The 17,491-nt window shown below is 45.2% G+C and carries 15 protein-coding genes and 1 pseudogene; 11 read left to right on the top strand and 5 right to left on the bottom strand.

Translation table 11 applies throughout. From position 1 onward, the window contains the following. Positions 1-114 precede the first annotated feature (114 nt). The 4 genes and pseudogenes from AC3WRW_RS06720 to AC3WRW_RS06705 form a co-directional block, all read left to right on the top strand. Positions 115-1,965, top strand: a complete 1,851-nt coding sequence (locus tag AC3WRW_RS06720) for a TniQ family protein (RefSeq protein ID WP_492545567.1) — start codon at positions 115-117, stop codon at positions 1,963-1,965. Then, positions 1,947-3,902 (top strand): transposase, encoded by a 1,956-nt coding sequence (locus AC3WRW_RS06715; protein WP_492545566.1) that lies wholly within the window; start codon positions 1,947-1,949, stop codon positions 3,900-3,902. Before AC3WRW_RS06720 ends, AC3WRW_RS06715 begins: the two co-directional genes overlap by 19 nt. Continuing rightward, positions 3,895-4,851 carry a TniB family NTP-binding protein gene (locus AC3WRW_RS06710; protein WP_492545565.1) on the top strand — a complete coding sequence of 319 codons (957 nt, stop codon included), beginning with the start codon at positions 3,895-3,897 and terminating at the stop codon, positions 4,849-4,851. Before AC3WRW_RS06715 ends, AC3WRW_RS06710 begins: the two co-directional genes overlap by 8 nt. Positions 4,852-5,084: 233 nt before the next feature. Then, positions 5,085-6,746 (top strand): annotated as a pseudogene (locus AC3WRW_RS06705) (DNA internalization-related competence protein ComEC/Rec2); the annotation flags it as partial. Here AC3WRW_RS06705 and AC3WRW_RS06700 read toward each other — a convergent pair. The 4 genes from AC3WRW_RS06700 to AC3WRW_RS06685 are packed head-to-tail and all read right to left on the bottom strand — an operon-like array spanning position 6,743 to position 10,745. After that, on the bottom strand, positions 6,743-6,928 hold the full coding sequence (locus tag AC3WRW_RS06700; protein ID WP_492545564.1) for a hypothetical protein: 186 nt from the start codon (positions 6,926-6,928) through the stop codon (positions 6,743-6,745). The pseudogene AC3WRW_RS06705 and the gene AC3WRW_RS06700 sit on opposite strands and share 4 nt — an antisense overlap. 7 nt (positions 6,929-6,935) lie before the next feature. After that, a complete protein-coding gene (locus AC3WRW_RS06695; RefSeq protein WP_492545563.1) occupies positions 6,936-8,126 on the bottom strand; it encodes a Ger(x)C family spore germination protein in 1,191 nt (396 codons plus the stop codon). Continuing rightward, positions 8,116-9,225, bottom strand: a complete 1,110-nt coding sequence (locus AC3WRW_RS06690; protein ID WP_492545562.1) for a GerAB/ArcD/ProY family transporter — start codon at positions 9,223-9,225, stop codon at positions 8,116-8,118. The genes AC3WRW_RS06695 and AC3WRW_RS06690 overlap by 11 nt, the downstream gene beginning before the upstream one ends. Then, positions 9,222-10,745, bottom strand: coding sequence for a spore germination protein (locus AC3WRW_RS06685; RefSeq protein WP_492545572.1), 1,524 nt, complete (start codon positions 10,743-10,745; stop codon positions 9,222-9,224). Before AC3WRW_RS06685 ends, AC3WRW_RS06690 begins: the two co-directional genes overlap by 4 nt. Positions 10,746-11,128: 383 nt before the next feature. Here AC3WRW_RS06685 and AC3WRW_RS06680 point away from each other — a divergent pair, with 383 nt between their 5' ends. From AC3WRW_RS06680 to holA, 3 genes are all read left to right on the top strand, one after another. Then, the gene (locus AC3WRW_RS06680) at positions 11,129-11,677 is read left to right on the top strand and encodes an RNA polymerase sigma factor (RefSeq protein ID WP_171686313.1); all 549 of its coding nucleotides are present in this window, start codon (positions 11,129-11,131) and stop codon (positions 11,675-11,677) included. Beyond that, the gene (locus tag AC3WRW_RS06675) at positions 11,674-12,921 is read left to right on the top strand and encodes an anti-sigma factor (RefSeq protein ID WP_492545561.1); all 1,248 of its coding nucleotides are present in this window, start codon (positions 11,674-11,676) and stop codon (positions 12,919-12,921) included. The genes AC3WRW_RS06680 and AC3WRW_RS06675 overlap by 4 nt, the downstream gene beginning before the upstream one ends. Before the next feature lie 215 nt (positions 12,922-13,136). After that, positions 13,137-14,156, top strand: a complete 1,020-nt coding sequence (holA, locus tag AC3WRW_RS06670) for a DNA polymerase III subunit delta (protein WP_492545560.1) — start codon at positions 13,137-13,139, stop codon at positions 14,154-14,156. Between the two features lie 70 nt (positions 14,157-14,226). Here the strand turns inward: holA and rpsT are convergent, their stop codons facing one another. Next, positions 14,227-14,478 (bottom strand): 30S ribosomal protein S20, encoded by a 252-nt coding sequence (gene rpsT, locus AC3WRW_RS06665; protein ID WP_145657043.1) that lies wholly within the window; start codon positions 14,476-14,478, stop codon positions 14,227-14,229. A gap of 196 nt (positions 14,479-14,674) precedes the next feature. Here rpsT and gpr point away from each other — a divergent pair, with 196 nt between their 5' ends. The 4 genes from gpr to AC3WRW_RS06645 all read left to right on the top strand — a co-directional run bounded on the left by gpr (position 14,675) and on the right by AC3WRW_RS06645 (position 17,403). After that, positions 14,675-15,673, top strand: a complete 999-nt coding sequence (gene gpr / locus AC3WRW_RS06660; protein WP_492545559.1) for a GPR endopeptidase — start codon at positions 14,675-14,677, stop codon at positions 15,671-15,673. Positions 15,674-15,807: 134 nt separating this feature from the next. Then, positions 15,808-16,281, top strand: coding sequence for a TIR domain-containing protein (locus AC3WRW_RS06655; protein ID WP_492545558.1), 474 nt, complete (start codon positions 15,808-15,810; stop codon positions 16,279-16,281). Beyond that, a complete protein-coding gene (locus tag AC3WRW_RS06650; protein ID WP_492545557.1) occupies positions 16,278-17,264 on the top strand; it encodes a TIR domain-containing protein in 987 nt (328 codons plus the stop codon). Before AC3WRW_RS06655 ends, AC3WRW_RS06650 begins: the two co-directional genes overlap by 4 nt. Next, entirely contained in the window at positions 17,248-17,403 is a 156-nt protein-coding gene (locus tag AC3WRW_RS06645; RefSeq protein ID WP_492545556.1) for a hypothetical protein, read from the top strand. The genes AC3WRW_RS06650 and AC3WRW_RS06645 overlap by 17 nt, the downstream gene beginning before the upstream one ends. Positions 17,404-17,491 lie beyond the last annotated feature (88 nt).

Raw genomic sequence — 17,491 nt, 5'->3', positions numbered from 1 at the left:
TCTTTTTTTTGCTTATATGATCAGAAAAACTGGGTGGATCTGACAGCCGAAAATACGTGAATTCATGGTTTATACTAGTAACAACTAACTTACATAGACGAAGGCGGAACTTCCATGAATACAAATTACGAACGTATCATTTTAAAAAGCGGTGCAAAATTAATTACGAATGTAGGCACTTTGTATACTGTTCAAGAAGATTTTGATAGCCAAAAGGATTCAGCACTGATTGTACTACATGGCTTTTTCCAGGTTGTAATTTGTTTAACGACCGAAAGCTTGTGCAATGCTTTTCAAAGAAAGGAAATAAAACTTTTTGAGCAGAATGCACCACTAGAGGAAGTCTGCACTGACATATCTTCCTACGAAGGTGATGGTTCGGGAACATTACTGCAAGATGCTTCATGTATGGAATTGGAAAAATTTTCACATGATATGATCACAGACGGATGCATTGTCGGCATAAAGCCGTATCCAGATGAAAGTTTTCAAAGCGTGCTGGAGAGATTAGCTGCTGAAAACTTTGTCGATTTATATGCGATTAAGAGAGTGTATGCTCCACATTTGAAACTTCCGATAAGATATACAGAGGCTAATATAAATTATGCAAGTAGGGAGCTATACGAGAGTCAAATAAAAGACTTGTTTGCGACCCAGGAAGATTTTGAAAAGTTAACGCTTAACTCAATCGCAAAGGAGATAGTGACAGAAACACATTCGAATTTGGAAAGAGATTATATTTTTCGAATGACTCATTCCAAGTTTTGTCCGATTTGTCTAAGTGAGGAAATGTATCACCGCCTGCTATGGGATATCAACTTTTTCTGCGTCTGTTTAAAACATCAAGTGTATCTAGTAGACGTTTGTTCATCGTGTAATTCTCGCGTTTACGTTTATAATATCACGCACGGGGTTTGCTCATGTGGGCACGATTTGCGCAGCACAAACACTTCAAAACCAAATGATTTTGTACTGACAGCTCAAAAAGTATTACAAGATCTGTTACAGGGTCACGCTGATATTAAAATTCCTGCAGGGAAGGTTACGAAAAAACAATTTTTTTATCTATTGTATGTGTTTAGCCGAGGATGCGAAAAAATATTCGATAGTTTGATTAATTCAGGTTATACAGAATTAAGCATGAAAGAGGTTAAGAGTAAAAAAGGTCAACTCATAACGACCAGTAAATCTGATGCTGTGATTTCAAGTTCAGCATATCACTTTCTGAGAGATCCGCAATCGTATGTGACCGAGTTTTCTAATGTTATGACTTACGCAAACCGTCGGATAGATAAGTGGACGGATAAGTTATTAAACAAAGAAGTCGTAGAATATTACTTTGATGTCTACACCGCTCAGCAGATGAAACTGAAACTTGAAGAGAAGAAAAAACCTGTGCTTGATGAGAACGAAACCGCTGAATTCTTGGGATTACGGGCACATGAAGTTACCTCTCTTTGTGATAGCGACGTTCTCACAGGTAAGAAGGTTAAATTTTACAACGATTGGGAATTCCAACGCAAAGATGTCGAGGCATTCATGTCATCGTATCAAACGCTGGCGAAACCATGTGTTGAAACTTCTCTTCCCTTGGTCGGACTCAGGCAAGCAGTTGAACAATTATTTGAAAACCGTATGAAACTGCACATGGTTAACATATTAAAGTTAGCTAAGCATCACAAAATCAGGTTGTATATAAAAGATCCAAAGGGGGATTTTTCACAGATGTATCTCCTCGAAGAAGAACTGATAGCGTTATTGGAAGATGCGTATGTATTTGTTTTTGGCTACACATTCGTGCAAGCAGCTGAACTTTTGGAAATGAGTGCATACACAATTAAATTTCGTTTTTTCACCGAATGGGATAAGCATCGTTTACTCCATGGCGGAAATACCTGTTACATCTCAAAAGAGCAGATTGACGATTTTTTAAGGAGGCGCGACAGATGCCGCGTATTGGTGTAGGCACTGAATTTCTCTATGCTGGGCGAAATTTGAAAATTGATCGTCGAAAAGAAGACGACCCAAATGTGTTCATTGTCATTGATGAAGACTATAACACAAAGGAAGAATGGTCTCACGAGCGTATTCTCGCTGAACATGGTGATAAGAATGTTGTATTTCCAAGTAAGTGGGATAAGAAGTCTGAAATAAAAAATGTAAAGACGTTTGAAAGTTTACCAGAAGCCGAACGAGATATAATCGAGTTTCGTTATTATTGCGTTAAACCACTGCTACAAGCGGATCCTTTGAAGCCCGTCGTAGATGCTCGAGTATTGGAGCTTCAGGAGGAGTTCAAAGATACCAACAATCGCGTTTGCCGGACGAATTTATACGAATGGCGTAAGACTTTGCTACAAAATGATGGGGATAAGTTATCACTTGGAACGAGTTATCCTAGGGGGAAAGGCACAGGAAAAAGTAAATTAAAAGAAAGAGTCGTTGAAATCCTAGAAGATGTGATACAAAAGCATTTTCTTGGAAAACGGGGAGTTAGAGCGGCTACTATTTGTAAACTTGCTCGTGGGGAAATAATTCGCGAAAACAGAGGTAGAGAACCAAACTCGCACCTTAAGGTTCCAGATAATAGCACTATTTATCGAATGATAAATTCGCTTGACGCATTCGAGAAAGCAAAAGCGCAATACGGTTATCTGGAAGCATTTACGAAGTACGGGTATGTAGGCGAAACTGAGAAGGCAACGCGCCCTATGCAATTTGTACAAGCTGATCACTCGCCGATAGATGTGCTACTTGTGGATGATAAAACACGTAAGCGTCTTCCCAGAGCGTATCTAACTGTGCTAATTGATGTGTTTTCAGGTTATGTCGTAGGTTTTCATGTAACCTTTCGAAAACCGAGCTATAGGTCAGTGATGCTTGCACTATTAAATACCTATACGCCCAATAAAAACATGAAAGAACAGTATCCTGATCTTAAAAATGATTGGTACAGCTATGGGCTACCAGAGGTCTTGTTTGTTGACAATGGTAAGGAGTTCCACTCCCACGCACTAAAAAATGCATGCTTCGAGCTTGGAATCGAACTTGTTCATTGCAAAGTAAAACAGCCTTGGCATAAACCAGTTGTTGAGAACTTTTTCTTAACGAAGAACCATCAGTTCGATCATTTGCTATTTGGCACCACGCATGCCAATAACCAAGAAGTGAAGAAAAGGGACAACTACAATCCAGCCGATGAAGCATGTATTGGATTTGAAAAGTATGTAAAACTCTTTTATAAATGGCTCCTAGATGCATTCAATAACAGAGTTTTGGATCGCATAACAGATACACCAATGGATTATTGGCAAGCCGGAGTGGAGCTGCATGCACCTAGAACGTTTTCTTCTATGGAAAGGTTGCAAATTATCCTCTTGCCTTCGGAGAAAAGAAAGGTTACACGTGGGGTCATCAGAACAAATCGACTTCAGTATCGCTCACCTGAGATATATGACCTGTTTAGACACATTGCTGCTCATTGTCCTGATCAGGAAGTCGTTGTAAAACATGATCCAGATGATGTGTCCCATATTTATGTTTATGATTTCGTTCATGATCGCTATCTTGAAGTGCTTTGTGATAATGCGAAAGCGCTGAAGGGCGTTAATGCGTATATCTATGCGCTTATTAAAAATAAAGCACTTAACGAAAAACGTGAAATATCTGACGGGATCATCGCAGAAGCATTTGTGGAGATTATGGAAGAAGCAGAGGAGGAAAAAGCACGTCATAAAGCCTTATCTGCGGAACTAGCAAACCGTATGGACATCAATTCTTCCAACACTATAGATCAGACAGAAATAATTGCTGAAAAAGTGAAGAAAATGGAGCAGGAAAAGTACGTTGTTATGGAATCGTATGAAATTTATGATCATGAGGAGGGCTTTTATGATGAATAGTGAAGAAGAATTTAACGCCCAAAAGAGCAAAATCGAGCGGAAGCAAAAATTGCACAAGATACGAATTCTGCACAGTCTAATGTTAGAAGGCGAGAAAAAAATCGAAGAGGTTCTTTCCCGGACTAAGATAACGACTGAACCACAATCGCTTATTATTACCGGAGAAGCTGGTACTGGTAAAACAATTCTGTTTAGTTATTTTATTAAAAAAAATGATTTGGTGTACCATAAAGAAACTTTCAACGGTATGATACTAACTAGAAAAATACTATCACTCCGGCTCCCTTATCCTGCTACTATACAGGGGACGATCGCGCAGATGCTAATAGCGCTTGGAGATAAGTTTCCAGACTCTGTTAAGTCTACAGAAGGAAAGACCCGAAGGCTTGTACAGCTTATCCAGAAGTGCGGGGTTGAATTAATCATGATTGATGAGTTTCAAAACATGGTTGATAAAGACAAGCAAAAGACACTTCGAGGAGCAGCTGAATGGATTAAAAATCTTATCAATGACACGAAACTTCCATTTGTATTTTTTGGTACCCCAAAGTCTGTTGACATTCTTGATGCCAATGAAGGTCAGCTTCAACGTAGAGTTGAGAATTTTCACGTTATGAAGAGATATGGATACTGGTCCATGGATGAGCAAAAGAATTTCTCTAATTTATTGGAGAAAATAGATAAATTACTTCCGTTTCCTGAACGTTCGTCTTTAGAAAGTCATGAGTTGTCAATACGGATTTTTAATGCTACGGGCGGACTTATGCATTCTATTATGTCCCTTATAACACGGGCAGCGGAGTTAGCAATTGAAGATGATTCGGAATTCATTAAATTGTACCATTTCGAAAAAGCTTATCTTATGAATGGCTATCTGTCAGGGAAGCAATATATTAATCCATTCAAATTGGACTTTTTGGATCAAATTTCCACGAAGAAACAAGCATAATTTAACCAGCTGAGGCTCTGCCGAAGGCTGGTTTTTTTAGTGCAATGAATTACGTGTTCAGAGTCAAGTGCAATAAAAATTTTATCTCTATTCAGAATTAAATACAAAAATTGAGCTTAATTCAGATTTAAATGCAAAACCTGTTCAGAAATTAATGCAAATGTAATTACGAAAAGCTTGATAATACAGGTTTTTTCAAAGGGGGCTATTCAGAATTTAATGCAAGATCTCAGGAAACTGCTTTGCGCGTTTGCTTTTGGCTGCTGCCATTTTATATCTTGCTGACAGGGGCTTCGCCTTCCATTGTAAGGGCCGGGCTGATGACGATGGTCGCCCTTTACGCAGCCAGGCGGGGGATAGCGAAGGATGTTTTGCATAGTATCGCGATCGTCGCTTGGATCATGCTGATCTGGAATCCGTATTTCCTGCTGGATGTCAGCTTTCAGCTGTCTTTTTTGGTAACGCTTGGGCTTATTTTGGGTGTACAGAATGTGAGCGCTTTGCTCCAAACGTCGATTCCCTCCTCTATGCTGCGAAATACAGCGTCCATAACCCTCGTTTCTCAATGTGTATCTTTTCCGGTTTCGATTTACTATTTCAATCAGTTTTCCTTAATTTCGTGGCTGGCAAATGCCGTTCTAGTGCCTGTCATCTCTTTAGCTGTGTTCCCGGCGGGACTTGCGGCGGTCTTTGCAGGACTTCTTTATCTACCGGCAGGAAGAGCGCTTGGCTGGCTCATTGCTTGGCTCAATGAAGGGATCTTTTGGACGACAGACAAGCTGCAGCAGCTGCATGCCTTCAAATTGATTTGGCCATCGCCTGGCTTGTTGTGGATTGCTTTGTATTACTTCCTTCTCGTTGTCATCTATGGGCTCTGGCGGCGATTGTCGTTAGGCAAAACGGATGAGTTTCCGATCATGCTAGAGCGTGTGCAAAGCAGACGGAGCGTGAATCTGCAGGTGTGTCTATGCCTTGCTGCAGGCGGCTTCCTCTTGCTCTTGTGGATAGGGTATTCTCCAGAACGTTTCAACCGTTCAGGTCTTGTGCAATTTATTGATGTGGGGCAAGGCGATGCCATTCTCATCCGTACGCCATATGGACGGAACCTCCTCATCGATGGTGGCGGGACCCTCGCATTCAGCAAGGCGGGAGACGCATGGAAAGCCCGCAAAGACCCCTATGAAGTAGGGCGGAAACTGCTCGTTCCTCTGCTGAAGAAACGGGGCATTCATCAGTTGGATTTGCTTGTGCTCACCCACGAAGATGCCGACCATAGCGGAGGTTTGCAAGCTGTGATCGAGCAAATTCCCGTGAAGCAATTTTTGTTCAACGGTACCTATCACCCGAACGCGGGAATGGAGAAGCTGTTCCGTACAGCCATCCTTCGTAAAATTCCGATGCTTTCGGGCGAACGAAGCGAATGGATTCAATTGGATGCTGCGACAAGACTGCGGGTGCTTTATCCTTTTGAGGAAACTGTGCGGGATGCCGTGATTGTTAAGGAGCAGAATGAATATTCCATCGTCATCCTTCTGGAGATGCTGGGAACGAAGTGGCTTTTTACGGGAGATATAGGGAAAGAATCTGAGCTTGCTCTCTTGGGCCGTTTGAAGGACGATCCTTCCTACCCCATTGATGTGATGAAAATTGCTCATCATGGCAGCAAATCCTCATCTTCACAGGAATGGCTGGACTTCTGGCAGCCCGGGACGGCTGTGATTTCTGTGGGAGACGGCAACCGGTACGGGCATCCGTCGGCAGATGTTGTAGAGCGGCTGCAGATGAGCGGCGTTCACATTTTCCGAACGGACCGGATGGGAGAAGTGCAGATGGAAGTCCGCAAGGAAGGCGTATTCTCCCGTATGAAATTATCTCCGCAGCAACAAACCCCTTAGGATTGGCCCTGAGGAGGTGTCGGGTGCTCAGTCTCATCTTCTTGCGGCTGCTTCCAAGGCGGATCTCCGTATTTGTGAAAAAGTTGATTGACCGAATAGACGCCAAGAGGGACTATAAACGAAAGGATCGTACACAGCAGGACCAATCTTGGCGGCATAAAACCTATAAACGACGACCACATAAAAGTTCTACTCCTTTGTTGATTCAAAAATGTTGCCTACACGCCGTACAATAACTTCGACTTGTACATCAATGCCCGCTTGCGTAAATAACTTCGCGCCGGATTCCCAATTATTTGCAAGAGGCTTCCACATTTTATTATCGTTTTGAAAAAGATAGGTCCCCAATCCTAACGCATCTTTTTTATAGGTTTGCTGCAGCTTTTTAATGACTTGACGGGTCGTGGAAACAATCGTATCTTCGAAGCTTTTCTCCAGTGATTCCACGAGCGTTCCTTCGGAAGGGTCAAGATTGGCAATGGATTTATCCAGTATGCCTTCCACAATGATTTTAATCGTGAAGTTCACCTGCTCGGGACTTGTCTGGCGTACATAAATTTTTCGATTGGACCGTTCGACCTTTAAGCCGACGATTTGATTGTCTACTTTGGATTCAACGATTCCCCCTTTAACCCGTTTCGTAATAAAATTTAGCCCTTGTGTTTCTTCGCCGTTCAGGAAGCCGAGAAACTGCTTGGTTGTTCCGTCAAATAAGGCGCTTCCGTTCAGCGTAACGCCTCCATCCTCTTTCTTAATTGTTTGAAGGACAAAGCTTTCATGTTTAATTAAATATTCGTGTACATCGCCAATTCGCGATTCCGACAGCATGAAATTCGTTTTCTGCGTATTTTTGGCAATCGAAGAGATGTAGTCAATCGGCGTAGTTTCATTGTTTGGAAATATGTTAAGAATATCCGAGGCTTTCCCGTCGGCGATTAAAATTTGGACGCTTCTTCGCATTTCGCTGTTCCGCAGAAAAAAATCCAGTATATCGGGGAGGTTGGCTTTATGTTTCACGGAATCGCCCGAGATGATGATCATTTTCAGGTGTTCGAAATAAGGAGAACGGCTTGTTTTGCTGGCTATTTTGGAAGCTATGGACAGCATCGAGTTTTCACTAGCCGTCATATTAAAATACGCTTGTCCGGCATGCGGATTATTATTGCTGCCCGGGCTGTTTGCGCTGTTAAGCTTCAGGCCGCCGGGCACAATCATTTGATAGGTGCCTTTATATCTATTTTTCGAGCTGTCTTCCGGTTTATCGATGGCAACTCCGACAACGAAGCCGCGTTGATTAATTTCGACCCGATCCCAGCAGCCTGTAAGGATACATAACGTGCAACCAATACAAATTGCACATAAAATCCTTTTAGGAAACATCGCTTTTCACTCCTCGAAACTTGGCGACAATATGGATAAGAACCGGCAAAAAAATGCTCACCACAAGGCCGAAATAACTGATGCCTGTGCTCATTTTATTGAAGTCGGACAAGTTTTTGGGATACATGCACAGCAGATAAATGAAAGGGCTGAGCCCAAAAACCCATGTTCGATGCTTAGGTTTGGTGAATAGCGAACTAAGCGCATAGATCGTGCAATCGTAGGCCATCATGGTTGTTGTAAAAACGGCCATAATCCAAATCGTAAAGAAGATGGATTCAAACCGCTCGAAAAATTCGCCGGGGATCGTCATTTCCTTCGCAAGCTCTACGGCGGGATATGTAATTTCCTGCAGTGCCAGTTGAGAAAATACGCCTATGCAGACCATATAGATGCACGTATACAAAATGACCGGTATAAAAACACCGATCACCACGGCTTTAGGAGCCTCTTTGGGACGATTCATCATCGTGATATAAAATAAAACAACTTCGAATCCCAGCAGCGAGAAGGCTGTCGTTTTGATGGAGGACGCTAATGATTTCCAATCCGTTGTGAAAAATGGCTTCAGTTCCTTGATATCAACCATGCCAAGACTAAACAACAGAACACCCGCTGTGATCAGGAGCACAATGGGCAGAAATAAGATGTTTAAACGGATCAGTCCCACGCGGCTGCCTGACACGGCATACACGTTAATCATTAAGAACGAGAACGCAATGATTTCCACAGGTGTCGTTTCAAATAAATATTGCTTGGCAATATTGGCAATGGCCCTGACTTCATACGCGCAAAAAGAGATAAAGTACAGAGAAAGAGCGAGTACGGCAATAAAGGCAACCGGTTTCGTTACCGCAGCGGAAGCATAGGCATAATAGCCTTGCGTGCTGAAGTGCGTCGATATTTTGGCCAGCAGCCAGGCCACTCCGAGGGCAAGTATGCCTGCGGCGATCATGGACATCCAGCCGTCTGAGCCCTGCACAGCTTTCGCCAGCTCCCGCGGCAGCAAGAGGATACCGACGCCGATAATCATGGATGACACCGTTATGCTCATATCCAAATTGCTGATTTCTTTATCTCCGTATTCAAAAGATTTCATTCTTTCTTTCTCCTTACATTCATTCTGTCTTCATTTTTCGTTTGAAGCATTTGCGGCCGTTTTTTCAGGAAATGCAGAGGAGCCCGCAGCACAAGATCTTTCCAATCATGAATGAACATCGGGGCAAAGGGAGTAGAGTACGGAATCCCGAAGCTTTTTAGATTAACGATATGGATGTTGATCATGATATAGGCCAGAATGACCCCATACAGTCCAAGAAAAGCAGCGAACAACATGATGCCAAACCGCATGACGCGCAGAGAAATGGCGAACGAATACGAAGGCAGCGAGAAGGATGCGATGGCCGTGACGGCCACGACGATCACCATAACGGGGCTCACGATACCGGCAGCCACTGCCGATTCTCCAATGACCAAACCGCCTACAATTCCAATCGTTTGACCTATGGGCTTGGGCAGCCGCAGCCCTGCTTCCCTGAGCAGCTCTAACGTGAACTCCATCACAAAGGCTTCGATCACTGCCGGAAACGGTACGCCTTCTCGCGCTCCGGCGATGGAGAAAGCGAGCTTGGACGGGATCATGCCATGATGAAACTCCAGCAGCGAGATATACAGCGCAGGCAAAAATGTGGCGATAAAGGCCGAGATTAATCGAAGAATCCGGGTTAGCGTAGAGATCAGCCAATTTTGATAATAATCCTCGGGCGATTGTAAGCTTGAGGAAAAGGTAATCGGCAGAATAAGCGCAAAAGGGTCGCCATCGACTAGGATCGCAACGCGGCCTTGAAGCAGAGCGCCAGACACTTTATCGGGCCGCTCCGTATTTAAAATGACAGGAAACGGACTTAAAAAGCTGTCCGCAATCCACTGTTCCAAATACCCCGAACCTTCAATATCATCAATGTCTACACTCTTGATACGCCGGTCGACTTCTTTAACGAGATCCGGGTGTACAATGTCGGCAATGTAAGTGAGGATGACTTTCCGTTTAGCTCTGCGCCCGATTTGATAGGTGTCGAATACAAGGTTGGTTTCTCTAATGCGTCTTCGCAGCAGCGCCGTGTTCGTGCGCAAATCTTCCGTAAAGCCTACCCTGGGGCCTCTGATGATGGATTCCGTTTGCGGCTCTTCAACGGCCCGGCTTTTCCAACCGTTGCTGGAAACGATGATGTATTGTGCAAGATCGTCCAGTAATATCAGCGTGTTGCCGGACAGAATCGCAAGCAAAGCGTCCTGCAGCAGATCGCCATTTTCCAAATCATGCGTCGTCAAAACCTGCTCCGTCAAAATTGTCATGACATCGCGAGGTGAATCGGCAGGCTGATCAAAGGAATGGAGCATTGGATTTATGAGCTGATCATTGATAAGCGTAGTATCCACCAGTCCGTCTATACTCACGATGGCGCACCGGTGCTGCTCCAGACCGACTGTGAACTGTCTGATCATAAGGTCGCCCGGATGATGGAGGAGTGTTTGTATGGTGTTCAGGTTCTCTTGCAAGGATGGCAGTATGGTTTTATTGTGCTCAGAGCCCGCCTTGTTTTCCCGGTTGTTCGCCATGCTGCTGCCATACAAACGTCTTCTTCCGAATAATTGTTTGAACACGGTAAGCCCTCCGCTTATGAATAGCTTCTCTGTAATATTTACCACTTTAGTCAGAATTAAACGGCTTAATAATGAGGTACTACACAAACATAGTACTATCCTAACGTTCAAAAAGGCTTACAATGAAGAGTAATTTGACCGAAATAAGAAAGGGGATGGACGGATTCATCCGTTATGGATTAAACTAATCCGGTTCTTTTACGTCTAAGAAGTGTATTTATTCATGAAATTTTGTTATTCTGGTAGTTGCGAATCGCCTTATTATTTTTTATTCTAAAACCATTGCAACATTATGAGACGCTGCTGCGTCTGTAAGATTGCAAGAGGGAGGGATCCCAGTGGTAGCACCCGAACTGGTTAAAAGAGCTCAGGCCGGTGATCGTGATGCACTCATTACCCTATTGCGAGAAATTGAGTCTCACGTCTATCGAACCGCTTATTATATTTTGAATAATGAACAAGATGCCCTTGATGCTTCGCAGGAGGCGCTCCTTCGGATTTATACGAAAATTAATTCATATGAAGAAAAAGCGTTGTTCAAGACGTGGGTACAGCGGATTGTGACAAACATCTGCATCGATAAATTTCGCAAGGCGAAACCGACGGTTTCTATTGATGAGCATGATATGACCTTTACTGCAGAGCACAATGTTGAATATGAAATCATGACCGGCTATCTAGCCAAAGATATTCGAGAAGCAATCGATAAGCTTCCCGAGCACCATCGATCTGTTGTTGTTCTCCGTTATTTGCAAGACTTTTCGTATCATGAAATTGCCGAATCGTTGAATTTACCGCTGAATACGGTGAAGTCTTACTTATTTCGCGCCAGACAGCAGTTACAATCGCTGCTCCAAGAATATCAGAAAGGAGGTGTTCGGGGATGAATTGTCAAGAGGTGATGGAACTTATGCAGCGGCACCTGGATGGAGATCTGGATTCGCAAGAGGAAGATGAGCTTCACGCTCATTTGGCCTATTGTTTGGAATGTGCGCAAATGTTTGAACGTTTACAAAGAATTTCGGGCGAATTAGCCCAATTGCCCAAGGTTGTTCCTCCATACAGTTTGGTCGATGCCATTTTGCCGCAGCTGGATGAAATTGATAAAGTAGCCGCGGCGTCCATTACCGACAAAGCAGCTGTCTACCGCACAGAAAGTAAACAGATCGAACAAGGACAGCCTTCTAGACTCCCTTGGACACGCCGGCTTGGATCGCAGTTCTCATGGAAATTTGCAAGTGGTGTTGTTGCCGCAGGTCTCATTCTCGGATTCTTTGCTTTTAATTTAAAGCATCCTGTGTTGGATAATGCTGACAGCCTGCTGCCGATGGCAGGGGCTAACCAAAATGCTGAACAGCGCAGTATGGCAGCCTCGGATTCCAAACGAAATTCGGAAGGAAATCCGGAAGCTGCCGACAAGATGAAAATCTCCGGTACTCCTGACGCTAGCGAGTTTTCCGCGAATCAGAACCATGATGCCGCACCCGCAGCCGATCCGAAAGCCGATCTGAAGCAGCAGCCGCAATCATCGGAGACGGGTGGAACGGCACCGCAAGCGACAACGAACGCACCGCTCGAAAAACCGGATACGATCAAGCCGTCTCCGCCGAAGGATGCTAATGATGCAGCGCGCATGGATCCTTCCACTTCGGCACCGGAGCGCATGCAAGATCCGTCCGCCACGGTTGGCGGCAGCTTGAAGGGCGCGGAGCCGAAGCAATCGAATCCGCCTGCCCCGGTTGTCGCAGAGCAAAAAGATATTGCGAATAGCTTGGGTTTAACAGCTCCAGCAACTCCGACAACTCAGCCCACATCTACCCCAGTTGCGAAAAAAGGGATTGAGAGAGAGCCGGGCGCCAATATGTTTTCGTTGACCGTACCGGTCACGGATAATTTTCTGAAATCAGCTTCGGGGACGTTGACAGCAGCTGTTGAAGATCACCACGTTGTGATCCGTAATAGCGATACGCTGGAAATTGTATTTGCGTCCAAGCAAGTTTGGCAGCCGGAGGACGTAGTCACACTGGTGGAATGGTCCAAGGATGACAAGTTATTTTATCAAGTTCAAAGCGGGGGCACGCTCCATACGATTCGCGTTGACGTGAATCAGAAAAAGGAAGAAACGCCCTGAAATTGTTGAAACGAACGCACCAATATAGCGGCTCCTGCGTATGTTAAATTATACGGAAGCTAAAGCAAATAGGGGGTTCGCCCACACGGTCTAAGGTTTCTAGGGCCTTTAACCGGTGTTTAAATAGACAGACAAAGGGATTACGGCAAGGTCTTAGGACTTTGACGTAATCCCTTTGTTGTTGGTAAAATGAGAGCGAGGAGTGGAGATCAGCTATGGACGCAAAGAGAGCATTGAAAGATATACAAGCAGGGCGGCAGGCACCCGTGTACTTGTGCTACGGTCCCGAGAAATATAAAATGAGAGAGTTTATCCAAGTATTGACGGATTCGCTCATTGAGCCGGAACATAAGGAATTTGCCGTAAGCAAATTCGATTTAAGCGAGATCTCGCTCTCGTCTGTGCTGGAGGATGCCGAGACACTTCCCTTCATGGTGCCGAAGAAGCTTGTCATCGCCAAGAATGCGCTGTTTTTTACAGGGGCCAAGGAAAGCACAAAGATTGAACATCACTTGGATCGATTGACCGACTATTTAAAATCGCCCGCGGAGCATACCGTCGTTGTTTTTACGGTGGACGCGGATAAATTAGACGAGCGCAAGAAGATCGTTAAAGCGCTCAAAGACATGGAGGCGGCAGTTCCTTTCCTGTCGCTCAGCCCGGATGAGCTGCAGCAGTGGGTGGCGGCCGGGGCGCGGCAGCGCGGGTTTTCATTTACCAGTGAAGCCGCGGATCAATTAATCCTCTACACAGGCGGGAATTTACAAGCCTTATCGGCTGAGATTGAGAAGATTTCCCTCTATGTGGGCGCTGGCAACGAAGCGTCAGTCGATGTCATCGACCAGCTCGTCGCCAGGAGCACGGAGCAAAATGTTTTTATACTGATTGAGGACATTGTGAATGTAAGGCTGGAGCGCGCTTTCGTCATCTTGGAGGAGCTGCTGAAACAGCGGGAGGAGCCGATCAAAATAGCCGCTCTTATCGCCAGGCAGTTTCGCATCATGCTGCAGGTCAAAGAGCTTAGCAAACAGGGGTATTCGCAGCAGCAAATGGCTTCGCAGATCGGTTTGCATCCTTTCGCCGTGAAGGTAGCCGAGGGGCAGGCGCGGAAATATAAGATCGAGAAGCTGAGCGAGATCATGGCCCAGTTGGCCGATCTGGATTTCCAGATGAAGACGGGGAAAATCGATAAAGTGTTAGGACTGGAAATGTTCCTTCTTAGGCTTGCTGCTTAAGAAGGTTTTTTATATTGGAAAAAAGCCCGGCTCTCCGAAGAGAACTGGACTTTTGCTTTTATGTCCTGTATTACGCTTGAGCCGTAAGAGCGTTCAGCTTTTTAGCCAGACGGGACTTCTTGCGGTTAGCGGCATTTTTATGGATTAAACCTTTAGAAGCTGCTTTGTCTAATTTCTTGGAAGCGTTAATTAGAGCTTCTGGGCTTGCAGCTGTTTCGAAAGCTTTCACAGCAGTACGCAGAGCGGACTTTTGGGAAGCGTTACGAAGACGGCGCTTTTCGCTAACTTTTACTCGTTTAATAGCGGATTTAATGTTTGGCATGAAATTCACCTCCTACTTACAAAACACGGTTCAACGTTACATTTGTATGTTTGCTGACAACTTTAAGTATTCTACCATGCAACTATTGAAAATGCAAGACCTGTCAATAGGTTTTCAGTGGTCTTCGTTTTTGCATAACGGCTTCTAAATCGACACACACTATGAGATGCAATGCACCTGAGAAAGGGGAACTTCTATGGACTTAAGCTCTTTTACAACACATACGGATCTTGCGCTTGATGCTAGGGATATGGCTCATGCAGCTAATCAGGGGCAGCCGATTCCTGGCATTGAACAGGAGTCCACCCGTGAAAACGGGATACGCGTTACCAAAATCAATGTGAAAAACGAAGAAGGCTCAAGAGCCCTTGGCAAACTTCTCGGACATTATATAACGATTGAAGTTCCTGCTCTGCGGGAAAAAGACAGCCAGCTGCAAGACCGTGTAGCCACGAAGCTGGCTCAAGAATTCGAGCTGTTTCTGCGGGAGATCGGCATCCCGCAACATGCGAAAGCGCTCATTATCGGGCTCGGCAATTCCAATGTCACACCCGATGCGCTCGGTCCCCTCGTCGTGGACAATGTGATGGTTACCCGTCATTTCTTTGAACTAATGCCTGAGGATGTGAGTCCCGGTTATCGGCCGGTCAGTGCGGTAGCGCCAGGCGTTCTGGGGACGACGGGAATTGAGAGCAGCGATATCGTACTGGGGATTGTCGAACAATCCAAACCGGATTTCATCATTGCCGTCGATGCTTTGGCTTCCCGATCCTTGGACCGGGTAAACACAACCATTCAAATAGCGGATACAGGCATCCATCCGGGCTCTGGCATCGGGAACAAGCGCAAAGGCTTAACGAAAGAGAATCTTGGCATCCCTGTAATCGCCATTGGGGTTCCCACCGTCGTGTATGCCTCGACGATTGTGAATAATGCGTTCGATCTGATGCATAAGCATTTCAGCGAGCAGACGAGCAATACCGGGCAAATACTTGGACTGCTGGACAATATTCATGAGGAGGAGCGCCTGCAGCTCGTCAAAGAAGTGCTGAACCCGGTCGGTCACGATTTGCTGGTCACCCCGAAGGAAATCGATCAGTTTATCGAGGACATCGCCAATATTATTGCCAGCGGCTTGAATGCGGCTTTACACGATGCGGTTAGCGTGGAGAACGTGGCCGCATATACACATTAATTGATCGGGAACTGGATCCGCGGCGATACGTGGGAACAGTTCTTTTTTTTGCCGTATTTTAGCAGCGATTGGGAGGAAAAAGATGGGAGGCGTCGAAGTTACTGACGACTATCCTTAATGAAGGGAGTGATTCTGTGAACGGATCGCCTCTGGCAAGACTGTTTATCGGATCATCTGCTGAAAGCGTTGACGTTGCAGAGGCTTTGCAAGCTAATCTCCATTATGCCTGTGATGTCACGGTTTGGAGCCAACTGTTATTCCCCCCTTCACATACGACGCTAGCTCCGCTAATTAAGCAGGCTCGAGCAAGCGATTTTGCCATCTTTGTTTTTCAACCGAATGATTTAACGCTGTTAAGAGATGCGGTCGTCAGCACAGTTCGCGATAATGTGATTCTGGAGCTGGGTCTGTTTATCGGGCAGATCGGTCTGGAGAGAACTTATTTTCTCATTCCGGAAAAAGAAGACTTGCATATTGCCACGGATCTGCTTGGCTTGACACCCCTTACGTATAAAGCGGATCATCCCTCGGGCTTGATGGCGGGACTGGGACCGGCCACGTATACGGTGAAACGGATGCTGAAGGAGTTAGGACTGAGAGACAAATGAAACCGAAAATATTTATAGGCTGTTCATTTGATAGTTTGCTATGGGCTGAATTCTATCAAACGCAACTCACATCCACAGCCGATGTCACAGTCATTAATCAGGGGGTTCTAACGGCATCCCAGCATAAATTGAAAATGCTCAAAGAACATTTGGAGGAAGCGGATTTTGCCCTTCTCATTTTGACGCGGGAGGACTTTCAGCACCCTCAGACCTATGCGAATCTCTTAGTGCTCATCGGACTCTGCATAGGAGAGTTAGGGCACAGCAGGACATTTCTTATCCTGTCGATAGTTGGTGAGCTGCCGGACTACTTGGAAGGCTATCATGCGCTGCGCATCGATGACCGGTCGAACGATAGAGAGGTTGCGGAGTTGGCAGAGTTGGCAGGCCCTCATTTATATCCCATCAAGAGCTCCATTGCCGCACATAAGAAACGCTATAAACTATCCGATATGAAAAAGAACGATGCGATACGCAGTTTCCTGTTCGATGCGTTGGATTCGCTTAGCGTCTCCAGTGTCGATTATGACCGCGTGTTGGATAAATTCCATAAGACATTTGATACCAATTGTGGTATAATTGAGCTTCAAGAAGTGACCGCTGCTACACTGTTCGAACTGCTGGATGACGGTGTCACTTTGCAACAGTTTGGCCGCGCCGGTCAGGTGAGCAGCAACCACAGCTTCAACGTGAATGATCCTACCAGCTACTTAGCGGAATGCTACCGTGGCGAGAATACGAACATCTACCTCGGCCGAGCCAAGGATAAAGAAGACGGCGAATTCGAATATATTTATTGCGTTAAGCTGCATCCGACGATCGTTTCCTCCATACATTTCAAAACAAGGACGGATATTCCGCCGCGCCACCATCATCAAGTCATGATGGCGTTATCGGAACGAAACGCGAAGCTCGTGTCTTCACTCAAGTCCATTGTGAAAGGAAGGATTCTTTATGCTGAAGCACATGAAGAAAGTTCATAACCGACTAACCGCCAAGAATGCACAGAAATCGAGCGACAAGAGCTTGCTCAAACTATATAACGGTCCCACTGTTCTTAACAAAACAAGCGGAGTCACGATCGTAGCCAAAGGCTCGTTCGATTTCGAATCGCTGGCATAGTTCTATCTGATTGACCGAGAAAGCTCTATCTGATTGACCGAGAACCCCTGATGGGGTTCTTTTTTTTGTTTTCCTGAGCAGGCGTTGA

It is taken from the genome of Paenibacillus sp. FW126-R14, assembly GCF_058789495.1.
Note: the sequence above shows the minus strand (reverse complement) of the source record. Positions and strands in the feature narration are given on the sequence as shown.

Bases quoted from the DNA above. Each gene is read 5' to 3' on its own strand.
- AC3WRW_RS06710 (WP_492545565.1), top strand. From the start codon at position 3,895: ATGAATAGTGAAGAAGAATTTAACGCCCAAAAGAGCAAAATCGAGCGG.
- AC3WRW_RS06645 (WP_492545556.1), top strand. From the start codon at position 17,248: ATGAAGAAAGTTCATAACCGACTAACCGCCAAGAATGCACAGAAATCG.
- AC3WRW_RS06675 (WP_492545561.1), top strand. From the start codon at position 11,674: ATGAATTGTCAAGAGGTGATGGAACTTATGCAGCGGCACCTGGATGGA.
- rpsT (WP_145657043.1), bottom strand. From the start codon at position 14,478: ATGCCAAACATTAAATCCGCTATTAAACGAGTAAAAGTTAGCGAAAAG.
- AC3WRW_RS06685 (WP_492545572.1), bottom strand. From the start codon at position 10,745: ATGGCGAACAACCGGGAAAACAAGGCGGGCTCTGAGCACAATAAAACC.
- AC3WRW_RS06690 (WP_492545562.1), bottom strand. From the start codon at position 9,225: ATGAAATCTTTTGAATACGGAGATAAAGAAATCAGCAATTTGGATATG.
- AC3WRW_RS06715 (WP_492545566.1), top strand. From the start codon at position 1,947: ATGCCGCGTATTGGTGTAGGCACTGAATTTCTCTATGCTGGGCGAAAT.
- AC3WRW_RS06695 (WP_492545563.1), bottom strand. From the start codon at position 8,126: ATGTTTCCTAAAAGGATTTTATGTGCAATTTGTATTGGTTGCACGTTA.
- gpr (WP_492545559.1), top strand. From the start codon at position 14,675: ATGGACTTAAGCTCTTTTACAACACATACGGATCTTGCGCTTGATGCT.
- AC3WRW_RS06700 (WP_492545564.1), bottom strand. From the start codon at position 6,928: ATGTGGTCGTCGTTTATAGGTTTTATGCCGCCAAGATTGGTCCTGCTG.
- holA (WP_492545560.1), top strand. From the start codon at position 13,137: ATGGACGCAAAGAGAGCATTGAAAGATATACAAGCAGGGCGGCAGGCA.
- AC3WRW_RS06650 (WP_492545557.1), top strand. From the start codon at position 16,278: ATGAAACCGAAAATATTTATAGGCTGTTCATTTGATAGTTTGCTATGG.
- AC3WRW_RS06720 (WP_492545567.1), top strand. From the start codon at position 115: ATGAATACAAATTACGAACGTATCATTTTAAAAAGCGGTGCAAAATTA.